This is a genomic window from Haloarcula sp. Atlit-120R, assembly GCF_003665885.1.
Taxonomy (GTDB): domain Archaea; phylum Halobacteriota; class Halobacteria; order Halobacteriales; family Haloarculaceae; genus Haloarcula; species Haloarcula taiwanensis.
This window is the reverse complement of record NZ_QPLN01000008.1, coordinates 21,472-47,530: the sequence shown is the minus strand read 5'-3', so window position 1 is coordinate 47,530 and position 26,059 is coordinate 21,472. Positions and strand designations below refer to the sequence as shown.

The 26,059-nt window shown below is 56.6% G+C and carries 16 protein-coding genes and 1 pseudogene; 10 read left to right on the top strand and 7 right to left on the bottom strand.

The annotated features are described in order from the left end of the window. Nucleotides 1–41: 41 nt before the first annotated feature. The 4 genes from DVK01_RS19355 to DVK01_RS19340 are packed head-to-tail and all read left to right on the top strand — an operon-like array spanning nucleotide 42 to nucleotide 9,038. Nucleotides 42–881, top strand: coding sequence for a BrxA family protein (locus tag DVK01_RS19355; RefSeq protein WP_121538353.1), 840 nt, complete (start codon nucleotides 42–44; stop codon nucleotides 879–881). Then, nucleotides 881–4,636 (top strand): hypothetical protein, encoded by a 3,756-nt coding sequence (locus tag DVK01_RS19350; protein ID WP_121538351.1) that lies wholly within the window; start codon nucleotides 881–883, stop codon nucleotides 4,634–4,636. Before DVK01_RS19355 ends, DVK01_RS19350 begins: the two co-directional genes overlap by 1 nt. Continuing rightward, nucleotides 4,633–5,223, top strand: coding sequence for a BREX protein BrxB domain-containing protein (locus tag DVK01_RS19345; RefSeq protein ID WP_121538349.1), 591 nt, complete (start codon nucleotides 4,633–4,635; stop codon nucleotides 5,221–5,223). Before DVK01_RS19350 ends, DVK01_RS19345 begins: the two co-directional genes overlap by 4 nt. Beyond that, nucleotides 5,220–9,038, top strand: coding sequence for a hypothetical protein (locus DVK01_RS19340; protein WP_121538347.1), 3,819 nt, complete (start codon nucleotides 5,220–5,222; stop codon nucleotides 9,036–9,038). The genes DVK01_RS19345 and DVK01_RS19340 overlap by 4 nt, the downstream gene beginning before the upstream one ends. Before the next feature lie 80 nt (nucleotides 9,039–9,118). Here DVK01_RS19340 and DVK01_RS19335 read toward each other — a convergent pair whose 3' ends face one another. Then, nucleotides 9,119–9,691 (bottom strand): hypothetical protein, encoded by a 573-nt coding sequence (locus DVK01_RS19335; protein WP_121538345.1) that lies wholly within the window; start codon nucleotides 9,689–9,691, stop codon nucleotides 9,119–9,121. A gap of 233 nt (nucleotides 9,692–9,924) precedes the next feature. Between DVK01_RS19335 and pglX the strand changes: the two genes are divergently transcribed. Genes pglX through DVK01_RS19320 form a run of 3 tightly spaced genes read left to right on the top strand, consistent with a single transcriptional unit; the run spans nucleotide 9,925 to nucleotide 19,205 of the window. Further along, nucleotides 9,925–14,136, top strand: a complete 4,212-nt coding sequence (pglX, locus tag DVK01_RS19330; RefSeq protein WP_121538343.1) for a BREX-5 system adenine-specific DNA-methyltransferase PglX — start codon at nucleotides 9,925–9,927, stop codon at nucleotides 14,134–14,136. Nucleotides 14,137–14,138: 2 nt separating this feature from the next. Next, nucleotides 14,139–16,289, top strand: a complete 2,151-nt coding sequence (gene pglZ, locus DVK01_RS19325; RefSeq protein WP_121538341.1) for a BREX-5 system phosphatase PglZ — start codon at nucleotides 14,139–14,141, stop codon at nucleotides 16,287–16,289. A gap of 6 nt (nucleotides 16,290–16,295) precedes the next feature. After that, entirely contained in the window at nucleotides 16,296–19,205 is a 2,910-nt protein-coding gene (locus DVK01_RS19320; protein ID WP_121538339.1) for a helicase-related protein, read from the top strand. A gap of 60 nt (nucleotides 19,206–19,265) precedes the next feature. Here DVK01_RS19320 and DVK01_RS19315 read toward each other — a convergent pair whose 3' ends face one another. From DVK01_RS19315 to DVK01_RS23030, 5 genes and pseudogenes are all read right to left on the bottom strand, one after another. Continuing rightward, nucleotides 19,266–19,772, bottom strand: a complete 507-nt coding sequence (locus DVK01_RS19315) for a hypothetical protein (RefSeq protein ID WP_121538337.1) — start codon at nucleotides 19,770–19,772, stop codon at nucleotides 19,266–19,268. Beyond that, nucleotides 19,769–20,653, bottom strand: a complete 885-nt coding sequence (locus tag DVK01_RS19310; RefSeq protein WP_121538335.1) for a ParA family protein — start codon at nucleotides 20,651–20,653, stop codon at nucleotides 19,769–19,771. The genes DVK01_RS19315 and DVK01_RS19310 overlap by 4 nt, the downstream gene beginning before the upstream one ends. Nucleotides 20,654–20,919: 266 nt before the next feature. Beyond that, nucleotides 20,920–21,381 (bottom strand): DUF555 domain-containing protein, encoded by a 462-nt coding sequence (locus tag DVK01_RS19305; protein ID WP_121538333.1) that lies wholly within the window; start codon nucleotides 21,379–21,381, stop codon nucleotides 20,920–20,922. A gap of 80 nt (nucleotides 21,382–21,461) precedes the next feature. Beyond that, nucleotides 21,462–22,298, bottom strand: a complete 837-nt coding sequence (locus DVK01_RS19300) for a hypothetical protein (protein WP_233562815.1) — start codon at nucleotides 22,296–22,298, stop codon at nucleotides 21,462–21,464. A 159-nt stretch (nucleotides 22,299–22,457) separates the two neighbouring features. Beyond that, nucleotides 22,458–22,667: pseudogene (locus tag DVK01_RS23030) on the bottom strand (winged helix-turn-helix domain-containing protein); the annotation flags it as partial. 470 nt (nucleotides 22,668–23,137) lie between these two features. Here DVK01_RS23030 and DVK01_RS19295 point away from each other — a divergent pair. Genes DVK01_RS19295 through DVK01_RS19285 form a run of 3 tightly spaced genes read left to right on the top strand, consistent with a single transcriptional unit; the run spans nucleotide 23,138 to nucleotide 25,419 of the window. Then, entirely contained in the window at nucleotides 23,138–23,677 is a 540-nt protein-coding gene (locus DVK01_RS19295; RefSeq protein WP_121538329.1) for a hypothetical protein, read from the top strand. Nucleotides 23,678–23,680: 3 nt separating this feature from the next. Further along, nucleotides 23,681–24,139, top strand: coding sequence for a hypothetical protein (locus tag DVK01_RS19290; RefSeq protein ID WP_121538327.1), 459 nt, complete (start codon nucleotides 23,681–23,683; stop codon nucleotides 24,137–24,139). After that, entirely contained in the window at nucleotides 24,136–25,419 is a 1,284-nt protein-coding gene (locus DVK01_RS19285; protein ID WP_121538325.1) for a phage integrase SAM-like domain-containing protein, read from the top strand. Before DVK01_RS19290 ends, DVK01_RS19285 begins: the two co-directional genes overlap by 4 nt. Before the next feature lie 13 nt (nucleotides 25,420–25,432). On the opposite strand, the gene DVK01_RS19280 is transcribed toward DVK01_RS19285, so the two are convergent. Next, complete coding sequence (locus DVK01_RS19280) at nucleotides 25,433–26,035, bottom strand: HD domain-containing protein (RefSeq protein WP_121538323.1); 603 nt, start codon at nucleotides 26,033–26,035, stop codon at nucleotides 25,433–25,435. Nucleotides 26,036–26,059 lie beyond the last annotated feature (24 nt).

Sequence of the window (26,059 nt, the reverse complement as noted above, 5' to 3'; positions counted from 1 at the left end):
ATAGACGAAATATAAAGTGGGTCGGTTTAGTCTACCAACGTATGACCCTCATATCCGATGGAGGTGACGCTCCTATCTCATCTTTGTCTGGACAACTTTCGCCAGATGAAGTCAACATGGATCTCACGATGTGCGGTCTCCTCGTCGATCGGGCTGAGGAATTGGCTCAGCTCTACGCAGATAAGGGGAACTGGAACGATGTAAAGGAGATCTGGTTCGACGAGCGCCTCTCGAATCGGAGCACACGGGGGAGTTCTCAGAAAATCTACCGGGTGCTGACATCGCGGTTCAAAAATGCACCAACCGCTCTCCCGAATCCGAGCGTTCTCCCCCAAGTGTTTGACCAGTGTGATACATCTCGAGACAAGGCACAGATCCTCTACCTGTATCTTGTTTCCGATGATTGCTTGGTTCGGTACGTCGTCCACGAATACAGTGCCCGTGTAGCTCGAGGCGAGCCGAACCCACTGCACTTCTCGAACGAGACTCTCTCAACGATCCTCGGCAACCTCACCTATTCCGATGGTAGCAGCTTCGATTACGCAGAATCGACGACGGAACGTTGGTGCGAAGGGATCAGATCCGTAATGCGTGAAATCGGTGTTCTCGAGGGACAACAAGCAGTAAAAGGGGATTCTCCTTCAGTAGGAACTATACCACTTCTCGTTGCGTTGGACTATTCGTTCGAGATCGGCGATGAAGATTGGATTACAGCCCCTCGAGGATTGCTATACCTCTTCCAACCGGAGCAGCGCTGGGAAGAACTGTTCGACCGTGCTGCCACCACCACCGCTTGGGAATATCTCGAACTTCACGGTGATCTCGACCTACGCCCCAGTGAAGAAACATATTCGTGGGTACAGGAAAGAGGTGACAGTTGATGGTCGATGCGAGTTGGTTTGAAGACCTTCCAGACGATTTCGAGGAATCGGTCCGTATCGACAGGGATGAACGCGATCATCGCGAGCGGGCCATCCAGTCATACCACGTAACTGCGGACTCTCAACGCTTTATTCGGGACTTCGTCGACCGGATGCTCGGACAGGCGGACGATATGCGTACCGGGTCAAACTACTGGCTCTACGGCTATTACGGCAGCGGAAAGAGCCATCTTCTGACCGTTCTCGACGGACTGCTCGACACCGACTGGCTCGAAGGACAATATAGCGAGGTTTGGGATGACCTTACGCAAGTAACAGAAGATGCCAGCGAGGATCAATTGCGTGAGCACTGGCAGAATATCCACGAGGAATATTACGTCATACCTGTCTCGATCAATCTCCTGAAATACCAGGGGCAAAAGCAGCGGAGTTTCAGCGAGATCGTTCTCAGACACGCCCATCAGGACCCCGATTTGACCGGCGTCGACGATGAGATCTCGACTGGACTCTCCTCGCAGCTTGACGTCGCGTATTTCGAGAAGTGGTTCCGGACGACGCAAGCATGGCCTGACCGCCAGACTCGTGCACAAGAGGTGCTTGAAACCGTTACTGCCGAGAGCGGTGGATACGACTGGGATTCAGAGAATCTCTGGAAGGATATCCAGAGCTACAGTGCGCTCGCAGATGTGGTTCTACCCAAACTCTTCGAGGAGGTCAACGAAACCCGTGATGGGTACACGGACCTCAGACCTTCGGATATCGATCCAGAGGAAGTGGTGACACGGCTGAATCAACTGCGTGAAGAGCGGGAGGACGAGTTAGGCAAGCCGGTGAAGTTGGTGTTGCTTCTCGACGAAGTGAGTCTCTTTATCGGGACGGACTTCGAGCGCCTGACTGAACTCCAGACGCTCGCGGAGAATATCGACGATATCGGCGATGGCGACATCCAGCTCGTTGCGACCGCACAAGCCAAGATCGAAGACGTCCAGCCGAAGTTCGCCGCTCACGGTGCCGACTTTAGTATCGTCAAAGACCGCTTCCCGCACCGCTACCAGCTACCCAGTAAACACGTTGGCGACATCGCGAAACGGCGTCTGTTCGAGAAGTCCGATCAAGGGGAAGCCCGAGTTCGTGAGGTGCTCGACGAGGCCTCGGTAAAACCGACCGAATCACTGGTTTACAACGAAATCAAGCAGAATACGAAACCGCCACTCGACAGCATCGACGACGACGAGCTCGTCGAGTTCTACCCATTCCTCCCCTATCACGCTCCGCTGTTCCTCGAAATACTGTTCAATCTCAGGCAGGAAGCCCCCGATCCAGCAAAATCGATCTTCTCGGGGACCGCTCGCGCTATTCTCGCGCTCATGCACAATCTCCTCCAGAGTTGGATTGAAGACGGAGAACCTGACCACGTCGTTACGCTGGTCGATTTCTATGAACTGATCAAACCAGAGCTGGAAGAGACCCTCGAGAAAGACGTTCGAGTTATCGGAGAGCTGCCCGACGATGACGAGGTTGGAGAGAATGAGTCCCATGAAGGGGGGCGAAGTATCGCAGACGAAGTCGCGGATGGCAATCTGGAAGAGTTCGACCTCGACGTGGCGAAAGCGGTCTTGTTGCTGCAGCACGTCCACGATATCGTCCCACTGAACGAGGGGAACATCGCCGTCTCCGTGATGTCCGATCTCAACGGTCGGTCGTGGATCAGTACGCAAAACCGAGTCGAGGAGTCGCTGGGTCGGCTCCAGAAGTTCATCCGGCCGACCGAGGACGAATCCGGTGCGAGATATCGGTTCGCCACACAGGAAGAGCGCCTCATCTACGACGATACCGAGGCAAACGAGGAGAACCCAGACTGGGATGCTATTCTCCACGCATTGGACGAGCATCTCTGGGAACGGATCATGCAGGATCTTTCCCTCCCGGAATCCGTTCCGTATAGTGAATCAGGTGATGAATATCCTGTCGCATACGAATTTAGTCTCGACGGAGTCGGATTCGAGACAACTAGAGAAGCCGAGGGAGGGTTAGAAGTCTCCATTGCAGTGCAGGGTGTTCACCCAACCCATTCGCCAGACAATGGGGATGAAGAAACGCTGTACTGGGAGATCGACACTGACGGACTCGACGACCTTCGGAAGCACATCGTCGAATGGTGGGCGCTTCGAGACGCGATTTCGACACACACCGTCCCACCTGCTGTTGAACGCGATCTCGACCGGCGGGCTAGTGCTGTCAGAAGCAAACTCGTCAGCGCGATGCAGAGCGGCTCCTACACGGTGAAAGATCGAACGAACATCGGGAGTCTCACGAAAGCAGTGCAAACTGCCGTCGATGTCGGATACCCGGACGACTTCCATCCGATGATGCTCCAGGTGACCGACGACCGACTGCAGGAACTCGCCGAGCTTTCCACTGAAGATCCACTCCCAGCGTGGGCACATACGATACAGGTTCCCTCCTCGGATCCCTCCGCGAGTCAAGGAAAGAAAAGCATTCAGCGAAACGTGTTGTCGCTCACTGGCCGGCAGCTGAAGGGCAAGGACGATGGCCTCAACATGAACACGGTCCTCGATGGGATTACCGACGAGAAGCCGTTCTACGATGAGGCCCGCCCTGCATTGTGTGCTATCATCTGGGGGTTCTGTCGTGAAGGCCGACTCGTTCCTGTCGACGAAGACGGGAACACCCTCGCAAACGAAGTCGTTCTCGATCAGAGCCAGCTATCGACGACGAGACTGAAACTCCTTCCACGTGAACCGATTGGGAAACTGCTCGAAGAGGGGGGATTCAAGGAGACTACAGAGACTGTCGCTGATGGACTGATTAACCTCCAGAACGCGAATACACAGCTCCGTTCGGCGCTCACTGGTCTCCAAGAGGACGTCCAATTGGTCGCAGACACGGATATCCGTTCGGACGCCGTCGCTGGCTTGCTTGACAGCCTCGTCGAAGAGTTATCAGAGCGTATCGATGCAACCTCTGACCGGCTCACCGTCGTCAGGTCACAGGGGGACGGACTGGGGGATGCGATTGAACAGACGAACGCCGGACAGGAATGGCTCGACGAAGTTGTAGATGTCTGGAACCGACGGCTCCAGTCGCTCTACCGCTTCGATGCACAACTGGCCGTCGGTGACCGTGAGTTCGAATGGATCGATGAGAAGGCGCAGTCATTGGTTGCGGAGCAGCGTGATGCGCTCCATGCGTTCGATGGGAGCTGGTGGACGACCGATGGGTGGAAAGTTCTGGTTGGGGAGACTGCCACCGACTGTAGCAGTGAACTTCAACGCTCTTGGAACGCGTACGTCGATGAGCACGGACTCGATTCATTCGTGAAGCGGCTGGAGGAACATCCGTGGGTCGTTCCTGCAACGGAACTCCCGTCGAGTGTACATGTCGCCTTCGAGCGGGCCTACATCACGCCGCTTCGTGAGCTTCGGCGCTGGTACGAAACCGTAGACGAGGCAGTCACGGCACTTGACTCGGACGACGAAGATACGCTGGCCTCGGTGGCAGATGACATCGCTGGTGTGCAACCTCGGACAGACGCTACCGAAGATGACGTCAACGTCCTCGAATCCAGACTCGATCGCCTCTCTGCAATCGTTGGCGACCGGACACCCGACGACGTGGATCAAATCGGAGTTCTCCCGGACGACCGACAGGGAATCGATCAGCGCCTCGAACGTCTCGTCGAGAGCAGAGAATTGGATGTAGAGCAGGCTGATTCGGGGGTGATCATACGATGACTGACTCACCATATCTCGCATTCAAAGAGAAGCTGTGTACGTTCGCTGATGGGCAAGCCGGTATCCGGAATCCATTCGTGATCGCAGCGGTCGATCCATCAGTCGAACACCGCGTTGCGGACCGACTCAGTGGATGGGCGACGGGCGCAACAGAGCCGCCAGTTGTAGATAACGGAGTCACGGTCCAGCCGATCTGGCTCGACGAACTCCTCCCGAAGACGAAGGTCTACAATCTCTCGGTGGCACTTGGTGGCGAGACGACCGCTGAGCGAATTGAAGAGACGATGCAGGATCGGTTGGCAGAGGAGCTCGTCGAGGAGATGATCACGAACGAGATCGACGACGACCGGCTGGAAACGCAACAGCACGTCGTCTTGCTTCTCAACCTCGGGAGCCTCTATCCGTTCACTCGAGCGTCCGAGCTTCTCGACGAACTCGACCGTCGCAACGTCAGGTCTACCATCGGCATTCCATTCCCCGGCGATGTCGTCGGCGGAAAGCTGAGTTTCTTCGGCGGCGACTCGCGGCACTACTATCCAGCACATCAGATTGACGGGCAGATCCGGGAGGTGCATCTCCAACAATGAGTATCAAAGAGCTATTCCGTAGCGATCCGACACGACAACTCGAAGAAGTCCAGAAGGTCAATGCGCGAGAGCGCGCAGAGACCGACGTCGCAGAGTTCCACGAGACTGAAAGTGCAAAGCGTGTACTCACGGAGCTTGGAGAAGTCATCCAAACCCATCCCGGAGAAGCAGCACGCTTTCTCTATCTCCACGCGACCTTCGGATCAGGGAAAACCCACCTCCTGAAACTCATCGGGCTCGTCGCAGACAGTGAATCGGAATTCGCACATCTAGGTGATGAACTCGCTCAGCAGTGGCCCGGATTCGACAATCTTGCCCGCTCGATCGACGACTCACACGTCGATCGTCTCAAACCGGTCTTCCTGAATCTCCTCGACCGGGACGCCTCGAAGGAACCGCCGCTTCCGTTCCTTATCTTCGAGGCGATCGGTCGCGAACTCGGTTATCCGACAGACCCGAACTGGTTGCTCGAGTGGGCCTGGACCGTCGATATGGAATACGACGGCGTCTGGGACGCGCTCATCGACGCCGAGCACGACGGCCAGACGTTCGAGGACGTTCTCGAGGAGCGGGCATCCCTACGTCGGTGGCTCTACGAAGCACTTCCGTCGTTGACGGAGACAGCGGGCACCGAGCTCGACAGTAAAGCTGGCGTCAAAGCATCCATCGAGCAAGCGGAGGACGATGTCGACCCCGAGTCGTTCGATCCCGAAGAACTGGTACAGCGAGTGAAGACTGTCACCGACGCACTGAACGAAGGCGGCCCCCGGACCGAGTTGCTCCTTGGACTCGACGAGGTTGCGCTGTTCGTCGGCGATAGCCGGCATCGCTACCGTGAGTTCGAGGAGACGATGGAAGCCCTCCAACACGGCCCGAATCCGGTCGTTGTTACGACTGGCCAGTACTCGCTTCCGGCGACACGTGAGAGTCTGATCGGTGAGCCAGCGGACGATCACTGGACACACCAGCAGGTCCCACTCGAAGGCGCTGACACGGAAATCATCGTCCGGAAGCGGTGGCTACAGAAGGACAGTTCGGGCAGTGAGCGAGTATCGTCACTCGTTTCATCGCTGCCCGATCTGTCGCTGGAAACGTATTCACCAGTCGGCAGCGCCGACCCGGACCCAGTCGAGTCGTATCCCTTCCGCGAGTACGATCTCACGTTGCTCCGAAAGGTGATGCAGGAGTTGATCACCCAGGGGAGAGCGACGGATCGGGACTACATTCAGGGACGAGCGCTGCTCGTGTTGGTTCGGTCGCTGTTCACGAAGTTCGACTGGGCAACAGCCGAAGAAGGGGATCTCGTCACATGGGACGAACTGTTCGACCTCCTCGTCGAGGAGACAACTTATGTTCCGCTGTGGGTGCAGGAGATGCTGGACAACACGTTGATCCCGACCTTCGACGGCGATGAGAACGCCTGGGAGGTCCGAGTATCGAAAGCGCTGTACCTCCTCAACCAGACGCCGGCCGTTCCAGCAACGCCGGAGAACCTGGGTCGGCTGATGCTCGACGACGTCCACTCCTCTGTCGATGAAAGCGTCGAAGAGACCGAATCGGCGCTGAACACGCTCGTCGACAAGCGAAAGGTGCTCACTGAAACGAACGACAAAGGTGACGAAGTATACACGCTGGTCTCGGAAGAACAGGAGAGCATTCTCAGTCGCGCCCAGACCAAAGCTGAGCAGATTTCTCCACATCAGCTATCTGCGTGGCTGGAGACACGCCTCAGAGAGAACGACGGCTTCTTCCGGAGCGATAGTAGCCTTCACGAAGCGGACGTCGGCGACGAACGACTCGTCCCGCTTCGGTACGAGTACTCCATCCTCGACCCAGTTGGTCGAGCGCCGACGACGGAATTCGATGCCGTTCGGATTCGGGTACTGGCCGACGATCCAGAGACGGTTACTGACCAGGTCGACACGTGGAAGGACGTAAACGACGGCCGAGCTGGTGGCGAACACATTCTCATCGCAATCGAGGTGCCCGAGACGACGCTCGACAGGATTCGGAACGTCCTCGGTATGGGGAAAGTCCTCGACGAAGAGACGGAGACACACGAGGAACTCGAACGAGAACATCGAACCGACAAACGTCGACTGGAGTCTTCGGTGAGCGATCTCCTCGAGAATGCATCAGTCCATACGGTTCACGAGTACCGTGGAGAGCGCCCGAGTGTCCTCGAAGACGTCGTCGAAGACCAAGTTCAGTCCGTGTTCGGGTCGACGCGGAAGGTACTGTCCCGCCCGCTCGTCGAGGTTGACGATGCGAAGGGGTTAGCGAAGTTCTTCAGAGGGAGCGGTGATTGGCCGCTCGCCGATAGCGATGCAGTCATGTTGGGCGTGGACACGTCGAATCGAACTATCGGTAGCAGTGGCTGGTGTCGGGAGTTCATCGACGAATACGAACAACAGAGCGCTGTTGACGTTGAGACGTTACTCCAGCAAACCCGCACGGCAAACGGAGACTATCGAGGGACGCCCCAGGAGTCGATGGCAGCGTTGCTCATCACGCTCGCGACGTCCAACGAGAAGGTTGCTCTCAAACAAGACACCGACTACGTCACCGATCCAGCAGCGATCGGGCGCCAGGTGCGTACAAAGAGCGGTCTCACCTCATTGCAGGTGCGGTTCGGCGTCGATACGATCAATCCGAAGGAAATCCGGACGGTCGTGTCGACTGTCCTCGGTCACGAACCGGACGGCGACGACCCGGACGCATGGGTCGACGAACTCGCTACCTGGGTCGACGAAAACAGCGTCCTCGTCAAACGGACGTTCAAGGGCGTCTCTCGCGAGTTCGATGTTTCCCTGGATGCACTCGAAGGCGCACTGTCGCCGGCGTACAGTGGGGGCGAGATCACCACCTCAGATCTCGTCGAGGATGGCGTCCAGTCGGATGTAGAGACGTTCGCAGACGCGCGTGAACTGTTCGCCGTCGATGATGGCGAGAAATCGCTCTGGGCGCAGTTTTCGGAGACGCTGGAGTTACTGGAGTCGTTGTATCCCAGCGCAACGATCACGTCGCGAATGCAGACCACGGCCGAAAGTGGCACCGTGCCCACGAAGGAGACGCTGACAACCCGGATCGCCGACGCGACCGGCCACCGCGTCGATGTCCTCTCAGATCAGTATCGGCGAATCACTGGTGAGGCGGGGGACAAATCAGACCCAACGGCTATCTGTGGAGACCTCACGACGTGGGTGCAGGAGAACGAATCGTCGGTTCGAACGCTGCTCGATGACGCCACAGACACGTTCAGTGACGTTTCGTTCGACAGCCTCGAGGAGGTGTTCGCGACTGCGTGGGATGGCGACCAAATAGAGGAAGCAGCAATCGTCGCTTCCAGCGTCCGACAGGAGGCCAAAACATACGAGAACGTCCACGAAATTCTTGATGGCGACCCGAGTCCGTGGGCACAGCTCGAATCGGCGGGAGAAACCCTTCGTGCAGAGCATTCAGAGTCGCCGACGACCGAAGCTGTGGAGACCCTACTCGGTTCATCCCGACCGCCGTCGCTCCAGCGAGTACAGCAGCTCATCGATGAAGCAGATGATCCGAAGCCACCTGGAGCCGATGACGATGTCTGGGCGGATCTGCAGCGTGTCGCTGAGGAACTCCGTCAGGAGCTCCCGAACGCGACAATCACCGACGAAGTGACTGCTGCCGTTGACGCTGACGAACGCCCGACCGAAGATCGGTCGGAAGAACTCCTCTCGGAAGCGAAGACTGTCTTGAACCGTATGCGGACAGTCCAGAATGACTTGGACGGACTCAGTGACGAGTCGATAGTTTTGATCGACGACACTGAGTAACGACCACTGTCCGAGATTTCTATAGGGTGCTCGGTTTTGGCCCAAAGGCGAGTCCCGACTATCGTTGAAAGACGAGGCCGCTATCTCTGGAACTGCTCTATGTCAGGGATGCCGTCTGTGTCGTAGCCAGCAGCCTCCAAGAAGCCGAGAACGTCCTCAGCCTCGTCCTTTGACGAAGGGGGACTCGTTTCAAACAGTTCCTCGACGACATCGCTACCGTCGGTGCAGAGAGTGACGGTCTGCTCAGACGGTGACCGGCTCAGCGGATCGCGTATCTCGTCTATCAAGATCGGCTGCTGTCCATCTCGATAGGAGTGCTCATAGAGTGAGAGCGTCCGAACCGTGTTGTCGTCGACGAAGAAACTGGTCTGTGCGGCCTCTGGCGCGACAGCGACCTTCCCGTTTGCGAGGTCCTCTGCAAGGTTCTCGTACTCGTGAATATCGGCTGGGACAGGCCCGTCGATCTGGTGAGTGATGACTCCGGGCCAGTTGAATCCGTAGACTCTCTCGAAGAAGTTCACTGCCTGCTCATCGTCGTGATCGAACACCAGGAGCAAATCTCCGATCTCGAGTTCCGTCCCCTCGATACGAATTTGTGAGGAATAGGCGTACGTGGAGGCATCGTCGAGGGCAACGATATCTGGTTTGGACATACTACGCCTGTGAATCCTGACTACAAAGAAACATCCGCTCTGAGGGAAGCTGAGATAGGTTCACCAACCTCCTGGGATGTCGAGGGTATCATGGCTGGACCGTCGATTTGCCAATCATCTCCAACGAAGATACCCACCCCACTGGTTCTGGCGATTGATCGCAGATTGCGGCCGGCGTCGGCAACATTGAAGTCACTGCTGTCAGTGGAAAGTAGCATACAGGTCATCTTCGCATGGAAAGTGATTCTCTCTCCCAACAGAAGGCGCAACTGGACAAGGCCGAACGTGAACATCTCGAAGACGTCGTGGAGGACCTACGGAGTCGCGTCGAAGACAACGTTCGGTTTCAACTCACGCAGGAAGGACTGGACGACGAGCCAGAGGACAGGGATTCCCTGGATGAAGATATTGAGCAACTCGTTGAAGCTATCGATTTAGAGGGTGTCGACGGTCACACCTGGGAAGAGGCATTCGAGAAGTACATCGCTGGTGTTGGATACACCATCGTCAATCGTCTAGCGGCACTGCGGTGTATGGAGGTTCGTGACTTCATTGACGAGGAAGTCACTGTGTTCAAAGAGAATGGACTGACACCCGCTGCTGAGACGCTGGTCCACGAAGAATTCCTGCTGGAAGATGAAGCGATTCTCGCTGCATATCACAATACCTGTGATGAGCTCGCCGACGAAATTGAGATTCTCTTCGATCGGTCATCGACCTACAGTCTGATTGACCCTGACGACGACACTTTCGAGGAACTCTGCGGGATGCTCGACGAGATTCCCGATGAGGTCTGGCGAGCAGACGACATCCTGGGCTGGATCTACGAATACTACAATCGCCCTGTCGTCGAGGAACTCGACGCGAAAAACAAACTCGAACCGGAGGATATTGGACCTGCTAATCAGTTCTACACGCCTCACTGGGTCGTCAGGATGCTCACAGACAACTCACTCGGGAAGCTCTATCTTGAAGCGACCGACCAAGAGGACACCATCCCGGAACTCGAAGCCCTCTCTCTCGAAGAGCGAAAAGAGCGTTTGGTTACGCCGGCGAATGCCCCCAACGTTCCGGAACTCTGTACGTATCTCATCCCGGACGAGGAGCCCGGTGACGCCCCCGATTTCGACCACCCGCGAGAGCTGCGTGTCATTGATCCGGCCTGTGGCAGCGGTCACTTCTTGCTGTATGCCTTCGATATTCTCGAGCGCATATGGTGGGCCGAGACAGATCTGGATCGAGCAGAGATCCCGGCGAAGGTGCTGGAGCACAACCTCTTCGGAGTCGATATTGACCTGCGTTCCTGTCAGCTCTCGGCATTCAACCTCTATCTCAAGGCTAGGACGCGCACTGAGGCGGAAAATGGGCAGTTCGAGATGCCTAACGTCGGTATCGTTTGTGCAGACGCCCGTGTTGCCGAGGTTGAGGAGGCCGCCGACATCCTGGACGAAATCACCGGCGAAGGGAGTGACTTGCGGGAGGCGCTGGACAACGTCATCGAGACATTCCAGCACACTGAGGCACTAGGGAGTCTTCTAGACGTGAGCGGGACTCTTGAGGAAGCATTCGACTCTAGTAAGACGCAAGCCGAACTCAGTGACTATAACGGTGGTGCTCACCAGTCGCTGAATTCATTTCTGAAAGCGCTTCGGCGAGCAGTCGAGGACCGAACGAGCGATTCGTTTGGCGAGCAGAATCTCCGAAGTTTCCTACATCTACTGGTGGTGTTAACTCAGGACTACGATACTGCGCTAATGAATCCGCCGTACGGGTCAAAAGCACGGATGCCAGCGGCAGTGCGCGATTACGTCCGTGATAACTACAGGTACGCTGCAGAGTACTACATAGCTTTCTTCGAAGCCTGTGGTCGATTGACTTCGGACTATGGCCGAGTCAGTATGATTGTCCCCCGGACGTTCATGTTCAAATCGACCTTCCAGAATTTCAGAGAGGATTTCATTGGTGATTCTGGATCTTTCGACTTCTTGGCAGAGTACGGGAACGACGTTCTGGATAATGCGACAGTTCGAACTGCCGGAACGGTTGTTCGCGTCGGAGACAGCGGCGAGGAAGACCCCACAGGGACGTTCTTCCGACTCCACGATGTCGACACTCAACGGAAGGAACACGAATTCGTAAATGCAGCCTTCCACAATGATGAATCGACGATAGATCGGAAGTACACCCGCTCGGTTTCTGAATTCGAGATGATCCCAGGAAGCCCCCTTTCTTATTGGGCACCTCGTTCTCTCCGGTCCTTATACGAATCTACTACCGTTTTCGACGGTGAAAACAGTGGTCTAGATAACAGGAATAGTTTAGGAGCGACGAAAGTTGGCCTCCAAACTGGAAATAACGACAGGTTTGTCCGAACCTTCTGGGAGAGCCCGAACTACGACTACTGGAGGCCCTTCGCGAAAGGAGGCGAGGATGCGTGGATATTGCCCCAAGTGAATCTCACTGTAGGTTGGGGAAAATCTGGGAAAGAAATACGCCGATACGAAGGGTCTCGGCCCCAGAATACGCAGTATTTCTTTAAAGAAGCGCTAACGTATACGTATATGAAAGAAAGTGGAAAGAGGTTTGGGTATCTTCACCCAGAATCCATATTCGGACGTGCCGGATGTGCCTATATTCCGAAAAGAAATACTTGGAACGTGCTGTCATATGCGAACAGTAACTTGGTAACATATCTTATGCTATGCCAAACTCCCGACAGGCAGTGGGAAGTCGGATACGTTTCCAAGCTACCCTGGCGTGAGGAGTTGGAAGAGGATGAGATTCTCAAACCCCTCTCACAGGAGGCTGTCGGGCATCTCGTCTCACAAAGGCAGTACGACTTCGTTTCACCGTACTATAACGGACCAGTACTTCTCGACATTCTTGGGATAGACGATCCTCTTCCGCAATACGAACATCCCCACCGAGACCTCCGGGACGAAATATCGATTGACCTCCCGAATGAAAGTGTTGACACTTCCGATTCACTTAAGAAATTGGGGATCGCGGCGGCTAAGCATCTCGAAGGAATCGAGGCGAATCTACGAAAGTGCGCTGACAGTATCGATGAAGCTGTCTTCAACTGTTTCGACATCACCGAGAAACAACGCAGGACAATTCTCCAAGAGATAACTCTTCGTACTAACGAAAATCCGCAAGAGCGCGAGGAGTACAATCCCGGCTCCATTACGGAGCCGGGTAACGACTTCCCCGAGATTGTGAAGGACCTACTTCTCCATTTCACTCTCCGGACAGTCCACGAGAGTGATGACGGAGTCGTCCCACTCTCGGCCATTGACAGCGAAAATGACCTACTTTCGCGGCTTGAAGGTGAGTTTGAGCGTGTCTTCGGTGAGCATGCCGATGAACGACTTGCCGAAATTGACCGTCTACTCGGTAGCCAAAGTGCCGACGAGGAAGCCTACCCCAATCTCCGGACGTGGCTCGAAGAGGATCTGTTCGACTACCATGTCTCGAAGTTCGACCTAAAGCCCATCCTCTGGCGTTTCACCACTGAGCGGCTCGTTTCCGACTCGGAAGGCGAGGGCTTTGGCTGTCTAGTTGATTATCATCAACTCGATGAAGGAGTGTTCGACCGCTTACAGAACCGTTATCTTGAGCCCCGGAAGAGTCTCCTTCGCGAGCGCCGTAGCGCCGCAAATCGACGTCGGAGTGATGACTCGCTCTCGACGAGCGAGCAGGCCGAGGCTGCCGAAGAGTACGCTCGGTGTGAAAGCGGTCTCGAACAAATAGCGGTATTGGAGGATCGACTTGCGGAGTTGGCTCAACCCGAACCTCGACAGTGGTCGACCGAGGAACAACAGGCCGCCGATGCAGCCGCAGAGCGTGTTGCTGAGTTCCGCCGTCGAACCCAAGAACGTCTTGAGATTGTAGACGAACTTGCGGCGATGGAAGATGTCGATATGGGTGAACTGTTCACCGGGAATTTCTACGAAAAGGTCGAGAACCAGCGTGGGGAGTGGATCGAGGCGCTGGAAGATCTCGAGGCAGCGTTTGATGCCTACGCTGCGGACCCAGATCAGCCCGTTGAAGCACACCTCTATGACTTATTTGACTACTACAACGACGACCTCCTCGGAAGTTCGCACTTCGCGAGCAATGGCATCCTCTACATGACGTACTACTTCGACAACTTCGAACAGGCCGACCAGGCCCGTCTTGACAGCGCCGGGATCTCTCGACGACAGCGGCTGATCTCGCAGCTTGCGAGTGATCTGGACGAGTACATCGAGCTCGGCGAATCCATCTCCGAGGACTGTAAGGTGGTTTCTTCTGAGATTTCGTCGGACTGGTCCGACCGCGCGCTCTCGGAGATCACAACTGCGGGGTACCAACCGAACCACAAGCACGGCGTTGAAATCAATATCACACCACTCGCACAGGCTGAAATAGTTCCCAAAACCGTCGATGATGATGTCCTCTAATCATGCCTGCGACGAAGACACTCCCCCAGTGCGCTCAGGACGCTATCGAGAGTGCCATCGACGAAGCCCCAGACGAGGAGCCAGTCGTCCTCTGGTGGGACGAGGGTGGCTACCTCCGCGACATCGTCCGAAACACCAGCAGCCAACTCGGCTGTGAATTTCGAGCCGCCGAACAGACGCCGCTAGAACTTCGCGCATCGGCTCCACGAGACCGAACCGTCTGGTACGTCCCACAGGCCAGCAGCGACGACGTCGACTGGTTCAAAGACGTCGAGCACACCGGCGACGTGATCGAACAGCACATTGGGAAGCTCGCAGCCCGATGCTTCGAGAACGACCGGCTTCAAGCGGCGACGATTCGAACAGCCTACGAAGACGCCGACGACCGGGAGAAAGTCGCCAAGACACTCTACGAAGAACTCAACGGCGAAGGTGGCCTTCCATCGCTCCAGGGCCTCCAGACGAAGATCGTCCTCGACGGGCACGACGACCCCGTCCAGTTCGTCCTCGAACACGGAACCGAGAGCCTCCCTGGTGACGACGACCTGATCGAGATTCGGGATCTCTTGGTCGACAACGGCGTGGCTGCCGTCGAAAGCGTGAGCGACGCCCAAACCATCGTCGAACGAACGCGACGCTGGGCCGTCGCGGAGTGGCTCGTCGACGAGGGACTGGACAAATCCCTGCTCCCTCAGGAGTACCAGCCCGAGGCCAGTAGCGGGTTCGGCGTCTCCAGACCGGAACTCCGCTCCGTCCTGAGCAAGACCGAACGCAAGCACGAACTGGCTCGCGTCTATCTCGACCCAAGCCAGCGGTTCTGGCACGACGTCCTCCGTACCTACGACGACCCGTGGGAACTCGTCGACTGTCCCGTCGACGCCTCGCTCGAACACCGCCTCTGGGACGAGTGGACGCAGTCGTTCCACGCCGGCGACTACGAGCAGTGTGCAACCCAAGCGGAAAAACGCCACGAGCGCCTCGACGCGACCTACGGCGACGTTCCGTGGACACAGCTCTGGGACCAGGCCATCGACATCGCGACGCTCGCGAACGAACTCGAAACCTGGGAGGAAGGCAGCGATACTGGTGATGTCGTGGAGCTGTACGGCGACGTCGAGGAGGGAACGTGGCAGATCGACAACGCCGTGTTCAACCTCATTATCTCCGGCGAACCGGAGACTGCCCTTCCGGAAGAGCATCCTGCCACCGCGAAACTCGAGGGTCTCCGCTCGTCGCTGGTCGAATCCAGATACCTGGAGTACCTGACCGATCTGGGCGATCTCGTCGAGGACCAGATCGAGGCGGGCTCGCCGTTCGTCGGCGAGAACCACGCCCACCAGTTCTTCGCCGAGGAGCAGGAACACCTCCAGAGCGGCCAGAGTGTCGCACTGTTCATCGTCGACGCGCTACGGTTCGACCTCGCCCACGAACTCGCGGAGTCCATCCGGCGCGAGCTTCCCCAGCTCGAAGTTGACGAGAGCAAGTGGGTGGGAACCCTTCCCTCCGACACCGAGTTCGGGAAGGCCGCGCTCACCCCCGGCAGCAAGTTCAGCTTCAACATCGAACTGCAGGACGGCGAACTCGTTCCCGAACGGAACGGACGCAAGATCACGAACCACCGCCGACAGACGCTCCTCGAGAACGACGGCTGGAGCTACATCATGCAGGACGCCGATGACGAAGTCGGCTGGAGCAACACGCGCGTCGCCTACTACTGGAACGACATCGACGAGACCGGCGAGAAGGAACTTACGGATTTCGAGGAGCTGTTCAGCGACCGCATCGACGCCATCTCCCGGATCATCACCGAGAAGCTCCGGAAAGGTGAATGGGACCGTGCGTACATCCTCTCAGATCACGGCTTCGTCTCACTTCCACGGCACGTCGACATCGACGATCTACACCCACCGAGCAACGCCGAGAAGGTGACTCGCCGGTGGGTCGCCGGCGCGGACCTGGACGACGACGCACCTGGGGTCTTGCTGGACGAAGACACGCACCTGGGCTACCTCGACGACGATGCCAGAATCAGCATCCTGACCGACCCGATTCAGCGGTTCAGGAATCAGGGGCTCCCGGATGCTCGCTTCTACCACGGTGGCGTCCTCCCGCAAGAGTTCGTCCTGAACTTCGTCACGATCACGCAAGAATAACCAACTATGAATGACCTCGAACCCGGGGACGCGATTCTCCTCAACGATCAGCCCGCCGAGGTCATCAAGACGTACTCCGTCGGCGATCTCGATTATCTCAGGGCCTACGTCGAGAACGTCGGTGTGAAGACCGTCTGCATCGACGACGTGAACGTCGAGCCGAAGCGAGAACAGCTCGGCGCACTCGATACCGCGACCGCCGGGCAACTCCATCCGGATCACGACGCCGTTTCGGCGGAGTGGTTCGACCTACGCTCGCAGGCCCTCCAGCTTCAGATCGCTCACGAGCAAGGGCAACTGCTCAGCATCTCCAACTCGCTGGTTCGCCTGGAGCCGTACCAACTGGCCTGCGTCAACTGGGTGATGCAGAAGCTCCGCCAGCGTGCGCTCATCGCTGACGACGTCGGGCTGGGGAAGACCATCGAGGCGGGACTCATCCTCAAAGAACTCACTGCACGCAACCGAGCTGATCGAGTGCTGTTCGTCGTCCCTGCCCATCTCCAGAAGAAGTGGATTCGGGATATGGACCGCTTCTTCGATATCTCTCTGACGCCTGGCGACCGACAGTGGGTCGAGGGCGAGCGCCGCCGGCTGGGTGAGGAGGCGAACATCTGGAACCAGGACCACCAGCAGATGGTCGCGAGTATGGCGTTTTTGCGTCAGGAGGAATTCCGCGACGAACTCGACAATGCGTTCTGGGACGTTGTCGTCGTCGACGAAGCGCACAAGGCGGCCAAACGTGGCGAGTCCCCGAGCAAGACTTCGAAGATGGTGGAACGTGTCGCAGACAATTCCGACTCGCTCTTACTCCTCAGTGCGACCCCACACGACGGCAAGGGAGACGCCTTCCGCTCGCTCGTCGAATACATCGACCCGTTCCTCGTCGCGGAAGATCAGGAACTCTCGAAGGAGGCCGTCGACCGCGTGATGATGCGTCGCGGCAAGCAAACGATCTACGACGACAATGGTGAACGGATTTTCCCGAATCGCGAAGTAGGGACGATTCCCGTCGAGCGGACTCACGAAGAGCGGCAGTTCTACCAAGCAGTCACCGAGTACGTCAAACACGTCTACAACCGCTCGGAGCAGCTCAACGAGCCTGCAGTCGGATTCGCGATGGCGCTGATGCAGAAGCGCCTCGTGAGCAGTATTGGAGCGATCAAAGCCACCCTAAGCCGCCGACTGGCGAACCTGGTCGACCAGCAATCGACTGCGACCTCGCTCTCCGAAGAGGCCACTGCCTACCTCGAAGGCGAAGACCTCGACGAAGAAGACAAGCAGAACGCAGAGGAAGAGCTTGCAGGGCTCACCATCACCGAGAGCGACGCCCAACTCGAAGAGGAGATCGAAACGCTTCGTGACCTCGTCTCCCTCGCCGAAGGAATCCCGGTTGATTCGAAGGCCCAGAAAGTCCGTCGGTACATCCAGCAACTACTCGAGGAGAACCCGAACGAGAAGGTGCTGCTGTTCACCGAGTACCGGGATACGCTCGATTACATTCTCGATCTCGTGAAGGACGAACCCTGGGCTGACGAGATTCTAACCATCCACGGTGATGTCGACAAAGAGGACCGGGCGAAGATCGAAGACGAGTTCAACCACGGACAGTCTCGACTACTGTTCGCGACTGACGCGGCGAGCGAAGGGATCGACCTCCAGCACAGTTGCCACATCATGGTCAACTACGAGCTGCCGTGGAATCCGAACCGGCTCGAACAGCGGATCGGTCGCCTCCACCGGTACGGCCAGGACAAGGAAGTGAAGGTGTGGAACTTCACGTTCGAGGATACTCGTGAAGGTGAGATCTTCGAGATGCTTCAGGACAAAGTCGAGAACATCCGGGGGAAGCTCGGAAACACAGCTGACGTCCTCGGGATGCTCGACGACATCGACGTGGATTCGCTCATCATGGAGTCCATCCGGAATGACGAACCAGCGAGTGCGACGAAAGAGGAACTCGAGGAACTCATCGACGAACGACAGCGGACGCTCCAGGAGTGGTACGAACGCAGTCTCGTCGACACGAGTACCTTCGACCAGGAGAGCCGGGAGAAGATCCAAGAAGTGATGGACCAATCCGAGGACGTCTACGGCAGCGAGGCTGACATTCGAGAGTTCTTCGAACGTGGGATTGGGGCACTTGGCGGCGAAGTCGAGAAAGCCGGTACGAATCTGTTTCGGGCCGAGTTACCCGATGAGCTCAGTCGAACCACCGATGGTGAGCCCTATGGTCCATTCACATTCAATCGCGAGTTCGCGATGGATCACGACGACATCGAATATATCTCTCCAGACGCTCGGTTGGTTCAGGAGTTGATGCAGTGTGTCCTCAACGGCGAACAGGGTGCGGTTGGTCTCAAGATGCTCCCGTTCGTCGACGACCCTGGGATCACCTACAACTACCGAGTCCGATTTGAGGACGGTACTGGCGAAGTGATTCGTGAAGAGATCCTCCCAGTCTTCGTCGATGCAGCACACAATGATCCGCAAGAGCGTCTCGGACAGCGAGTTGTCGATGGGGATAGCATCAAAGGTTCGCCCGATGAAGAGCCGATTCGGGTCCTGCTAGAAAACGAGGGTGAGATGCGTTCGTCTGCTGACCGATACATCAGTCAACGAGTCGAGTCACGTCGAGACGAGCTCCAGAAACGGAGGCGTGAAGAGACACAACAAGAACTTGAAGATCTTGAAGCATATGCGGAATCCGAACGGGAACGGATTGAGACGTTCATCGCCGACTACGAGCGGAAGGCAGAAGCTGGGACGGACATGGACATCGCAATCAGAAGACAGCGGGATCGACTCTCGAAACTCGAAGATCGCATCGATCAACGCCGGCAGGAGTTACAACGAAAAGCACAGGTCATCTCGCTTGCTCCTGAGATCGAGAACCTTTGCTTAACTCTCTCAATATAACCGAATCCCCCGTTCGGCTTTCGTAGTGCTGTTCTCTGTAAGTTCCCTCCTCGCTACCTCCTACTCAGACTCGCTCATCCCCAACTCCTCTCTAACGATCTCCCGATTCTGTAGCACTGCTCTGAAGAGTGCCGTGTAGAAGTCCCAGTGCTTGTCGAGCTCGTCTCCAAACTCTTGGGAGAACTCGTAGTCCAGCTGCTTGTAGAATGCGTTGACCTCTTTCTTCACTTCGGGCGGCACGTAGACGTTGAAATTCTCGTACGTGTCGATTAGTGACCCCAGATCCTTATCCGGGTTTGGATAGACGTGCTCATCGAGGCCGCCTGGTTCTCGTTGATCTTCGTCTTCTGTCTCTACCGTGTCTTGCGTTTCTAACGTTTCTGATGTTGCAGACGCTTCTGTTGTTTCCACTTCGTCGCTCTCCGCTTCATCGCCGTCCTGCTCGTCAGCCACTTCCTCCTCGCCTTCTTCGACTAACTCAGACGGATCCGTCGTCTGACCCCCACTCACACCGAGTGCCTTTGCCCGCTCGGCCGTCTCTTCCATTTCCTGTTCGAGATCGCTCATGCTTCAGGAGCCTCCTTGATGCGGTCCCGGAGTTCTTCCGTGCTCATGTTCCGTGCGTGTTCGAGGTCGACGTCGTGATCCGGCGGTGATGTCTGCTCGAGAACAAGTTGCACGACCTGGTCGAACACGGGGAACTGGTCGTTTTTGACAGCCTCACTGTGCGTGTATATCGACGCCTGGTTCCATTTCGCTCGGTCGAAGGCTGCCCGGTCGTCGACGAGGACGCCCTTTTCGTCGAACGTGTCCTCGAACCAGTCGATGACCTTCCGCTTCTCCTTGGTGAGCTTCGTCGAGTCGTAGGTCATCGTGAACGCGAGATATTCGATTTCGAGGCTGTGCATCATCCCCAGCGTCTCGTAGTGGTCAAACAGAAGATTGGCCGAGTGAATCATCTCTGAACGCGGCTGCATCGGGACGATGACGTTCTCGCCGGCCGTAACCGCATTCTTCGAGTATGCAGAGAGATCAGGAGGACAGTCACAGACGATGAAATGGTATTCGTGGTCGATCTGCTCGATGACCTTGCCGAGTCGATTCTCACCGGCATCAGCCGAATCGAGTGGTGTCTTGTTCCCGTTGAACGTCGTGTTCGACGGAATGAGATCGAACTCCTCGTGGTCGGAGAGGATGATTTCGTTGATCTGCGACCACTTGTTCACGTCCAGAAGAACGTTGTCCAGTGACAGCTGGTCGATGTCCTCGTAGACTTCCCTTTTGCCGAGGTTAGCCGTGAGCGACCCCTGTGGATCGAGGTCGATAAGGAGGACATCGAATCCGCGTGCTGCGAGGCCACCCGCGAGGTTGAGTGCGGTGAAGGTCTTTCCTGTTCCGCCTTTCTGGAACGATACTGCGATTACCTCTGGTGGGGTGGTTTCCGACATTTCTGATGCTCTATCCGTTTCGACTGTTTCTAACGCTAAAAACGTTGGTCAGCCGGATGTCTGACGCTTCTAATGTTATTAGCGTTTCTAACGTCAATAACGCTTCTAACACTATTGGCGCTAATATCGTCTCTAATGGGTCTAAGACCACGCTCTATGAGGTGGTTGCTATCTGGTTCCAACACTACTAGCGTTAGAAATAGCAAAAATGTTAATAACGCTATTAACGTTTCTAATGTTGTCAGCGTTGGAGGTCAGTTGGTGCGCTACTTTCGTGAGATGTCGACCGAGGTGAGTGGTGTGTCTTCCAAGTGAGGGCCGATCTCTCTTCGAGCGGTTCGCTCAGCTTCCTCGTCAGACGCAGCTTGGACATCGAGAGTCACGAGGAGACCGACGAGAGCGGTCTTCGAGACCAACAGCAGGGCGTCTGTCCTGCTGCTACAGTCGTTGCACCCCAAGCTCTGGACGTTGATATTGCAGTTTCTCGTTCGATCGCTGGCGGAGGTGATGCGCTTGCCGACTTCACTAACTGCGATATTGATCGCATCCTGCCCCGTCTCTGCCCCACGGACGATCCACGGCACCGAAAACGTCACGCTGTACCACTTCTCTCTGGTGAATGAGCCATGACTCCCATCCTGACGCGGTGGTCCTTGATGGGGTTCGTTCTCGACTGCGGAGGGACCATCGGGAGTGGCCGTGTTAGATTGCGATTGTCTTTCGGCCATGAAGATTCAGACGCGAGCAACGCTAAATAGAGCAACTCCACAGACAGTGTAACGAGTTGTGGAACAATCCCTTCTGCAGTTCATCTGGCCTTCTTCTGTGGTGTCAACGATCGAAGCAGGCGTTCGTGTCCGTCCTTATCCCCGCTCAGGGTTGCCGCGTGTTCCTGAAATACCTGAATCGGTGGTCGAGCATCCTCGAGGTGTGCGGTGAAGAGGCCGAGTGCCCATTCGATGATACAGGAGTCAGATGATTCGAGAGCCGTCGATTCGGCTTCCGTAACTCCAGTCGATGGGGCAGGCGCCATGATCACGCGCGAATCGTCGTATATCGCAAGGTGAAGTGGGATTGGCCCGGGAACGAACAACAGTCGTGCATCCTGTCTGATGAGGCCATCTTCGAGATACGCAGAATAATCGAACTGAGTCGCATAGTCGACGAACCGGTGGTCACCGTGGAATTGGAAGAGGACCTCGTCGGTGAATACGACGGTGACGCTGGGAGTGTGCTTCACGACCGGTCGATATGCCTGATCGAGTGCGGGGCTCCGAATGGCGCCCATGCCCCGGAACGCTTCTAAATCGATTCCAGCACCGCTGACGAACGCGTTCAGAACGTTGTGAGGCTGCTCCGGAGTATTGTGGATAAGCTCGAAATTCTCGAGGGCTTCGAGTGGGAGCGAATCGAGTTCAGCGGGCAGCCAGCGAACAAAGCTCCGGTTTTCAATGGCTCGTGCGGCGATATCGTGAAGGTGTTCGAATGACTCCCGGAGTAACTCACCCGTTTCAGATAGTCCGTAGGTACCCGATCGAAGAGCGACGTAGCCGTCTTCCTGCAAGCTGGTGATCATTCGATGAATCGTCGTTCGAGAGGGTCCACCCTCATTACGGGCGCGCTCGACGAGAGTACACTTTCTCATTGCCTCTTCTCCGAGAGCTTGAAGCAGCCACTGTTGGTGTGGTGACCGTGCGAGGCGGGCGAGCGAGTCGACTGTAACTTCGTCATCGAGTTGGAGGTATGCCTGCAGCATCCTCGATCCAGAGCAGGTCAATGTGAAGCAGTCGTTCCGCTCGCGAACGAGTCCCGCTTCGTCGAGTGGAGCAACCGCTCGATAGGCAGTTTGGCGAGTTACGTCCGACTTTTCTGCGAGATCGGGGATGCAGAGGTTCCCCCTTTGGAGTGCTTGTAGGACCCGGATACGCGTCGGATGCCGCCCTCGGTTAGAGGGCCTGGCACTTGCTTGAACCCGGGAGTCAAAGAGAGATTGGAGGAGTTTCTCGGGGGACATAGTGCGATTACCGCATATCCAATGGTTGTTAGATAGAATGAATGTTTGCATACCAGATACTCCAGATAGTAATTGTACTTGTCGAGGGCCAGCTCTCGAATATTCACCAATGCCGGTCCCCGGCACGGCAGAAAAATGGTATAGCGATATACGATTTATTAAAATACGATTTGCTGGATTTCTTGGAGTAAGGGCCTTCAGACGTTGATTTGGAGGAAATAGAGCAAATTTCTAGTTGGACATGATTACACGAATAATCACGACCACTTTGAAGTACCCCGACGCCGTCGGGTAAGCACGAATGCTGCAATCGGCTCAGAACGGCGCTTCCCCCAGGGTAGAGCCGCCGAGACCGGGCTTCGAGTTTTTGTGGTTCCGCTTAGCTACGTCGAAGAACGAGCGGAATCTAGCAGTTCGATATAGAACGAAGGCCCTCAATCTATATGGAGATGGAGTGTGAACAGTAACGTATGACCGAAGACGAATCGAACGCCAAGGGTCTGATGGAGCGCCAGACCACGGGTGAAGACCGAGTTCGGATGGCCGCCCGGCAGCTGTCGGAGCCGCGGACGGCCAACTGGATCGCCTCCGAAGCGGGCTGGTCACACGAGCCGACCAAGCGCGTCCTCGAACGACTCGTCGACGATGGTATCCTTCATAGTGACGACAGCGGTACTCACACGACGTACTACCCCGATTACCGCCGCCAGGCGATGCAGGAGGCGATGCGCCTCCGGGATAGCGGGCACACTGTCGAGGAACTCACGGACCGGCTCGCCGATATGAAGGCGCAGATCCGCGACTGGGAGGACGAATTCGACGTCGAGTCGCCGAATCAGCTTCGCGGAACGCTCGCCGAGGAGGGGCTCGACGCCGACGAAGAAGACCGCCGGCGTGAGATCGCCCGCGAGTGGGAACACCTCCAGCGGCGCATCGACATCGTCGGCTTCGCCATCCGCGAATGGGACTTCCTTACACCAACGAACGAGCCTGCCGAGGCCAGTAGCTGACGGATGTCGGTCCCGCATCCTGGTGGCGACCCGAACGCAAACCTCTACGCCCAGCTGAAGCGGGACGTCCTCGATCGTGTACCACAGATCACGACGGTCGAGTTCGTTCCTGATGATATCGAGGCCAAGCAGCTGCGGGCCCGTTTTGATCCGGCCCGCCTTTCTCCTTCGACAGGGCCTGAGTCGCCGGAACTGTCCATTAAGTGGTATCGACAGGACCCACACGATTGGTTCCGTATCAACTACACCGACCCGAACACGGGATTTCACGCTGGCTGGCACCAGGACGAAGACCATCCAGATCTCGGACGAACGCATTTCCAGTATTCAGCCGGCGATGCGGAGGATCGCTGGGGAATCACGTTTGAACACGAGACCCCGTCGCTGATCCTCTGGGAGATCATCGAATCGCTCCTCGAGGATGTTCGTCCGAAGTATCAGTACTCGAACGAGGACTCATGACAGCACGAGAACGCGCTGATCGGTCGCTTGCGAGCTCCTTCGAACGGTATCTCCAAGACAAGGGGAAGGGTCGCGGTGGCGACGGCGGGAACTATCGACGGAACGCAGCGCGTGAGCTTGAGCGGTTCGCCGAGTGGGCCGCCGGCGACCGCGGTCGCGATGACTGGACGGGAGTCGTTCCCGATGGCGTCGACCGAGAGCCGGCGTTCGAGGACCTCGACGAACGAATATTTCGAGAGTACGCTCGTCACCTCGCCGGAGATCGGGGACTCAAGCAGAACACGGTACAAACCTATTATCGCTATATCTCTGCGTGGTGCGGCTGGTGCGTCAACGAGGGGTATCTCGAAGCGCACTACGCCCAACGGGCAAGTGCGATGGCGCCGCTGCCCGAGGACGACGGTCGTAAGCCCGGCGACCAGCAGGCCTGGACGTCCGAACAGCGTCACGAACTCACCCGTCACGTCGACGAGCAGGCTCGCAACGCCATCGAGACGTACACGACACTCCCGGCGGATACTGCCCCCCTCGACAAGCAGAGAGAGCGCTACGAAGCTCTGAAGGCGGCACGCGACCGGGCGCTCGTGTTCGTACTCGCGTACACCGCCGTCCGTGTTGGGGAACTCCTCCGGGACCCGAACGACCCACGCCGGCGCGGTGTCCGCTGGGAGGACCTCTCCCTCGACGACGGGAGTATGGACGTCTACCGGAAGAAACAGCAGTGGGACGCCGCGAGTCTCCCCGACCCGGTGATCTCGCCACTGCGGAGCTACCGCCAGCTGATGGATCCACCGACGGAGCGCTGGCCGGTGTTTCCGACGTTTGACCAACGGACGCTCGGAGGGCTCGTCCAGGATGAACTCGCCGACCGAGGGGAACGTCCGGAAGCAATTACTGAACGCCGTGAGGAGTACGCTCGCGACCTCCTGCTGGCACTTGCTGAGGATATTCGCCCGCCGTCAATCACGACGGACGGCGCACGGTCGATTCTCCAACGACTTTCTGAGGACGGAGAGATCGACATTGACCATCCGAAACACGACTATCTCGCGCCCCACGGTGGCCGGCGCGGGATGGGTGAAGTCCTCGTTAGAGCGTTCGGCTATACGGTTGCAGCTCGTTATCTCGATAACTCGGAGGAGATGGTTCGAGAGCGGTACTCTCACATCGAGGCCGGGGAACTCGGGGATGTGGCGACCGAGGCACTCGATGAAGTCGATTCGATTTCTAAAGAGGACGACGAGAATTTACAGGGCAGAAAAAATGGCGGTGGAATATAAAATTTGGAATGACTTATTCAGTGGGTTTCGCCTGTTTGTATTCTATTTCGATTTCATCGAGGAGACCACGCCCCAGTTTAGTTGTAATCTCATTATTTGCTGTGGCAAAGAACCCATCTAATCGCTCATAAGTCCCATCAGAGGCCACTTCCTCATTATATCGTCTCTGTCTCTCATATTTCAAGGCCATAAGACACATTTCTATAATATCCATGTCACGTACAAAGTTCGCTTCGGAAGTCTCTCCTTCTTCGAATTCACGCCAAAGAGATGGGATATGTTCAACAGCAGGAATTTGCTCACCTGCGATTTCAACAAGATCATCAATCGCTTGCTCTTCTCGCTCGACTTTTTCAGAAATACTTACTTCTTGGTGTACCTCTCCAACAGCGATATCGCCTGTCTTTGCCTCTGCGATATCATGAATGATCGCCATCTGTCTCGCTTTCTCTGGATCAACACCTTCTGCTTCAGGAGCGAACAACATCGTCAAAAGAGACACGCCCCACACATGGCCTGCGACCCTCTGTGGTTTTTCAATACCCCTTCGTTCCCAGCCTGTTCTAGTGACATCGTTGAGATCGAGGACTTGGCAAAGGAATTCGACTCTAGACATCTATCGATATATTGTCTTCATAGG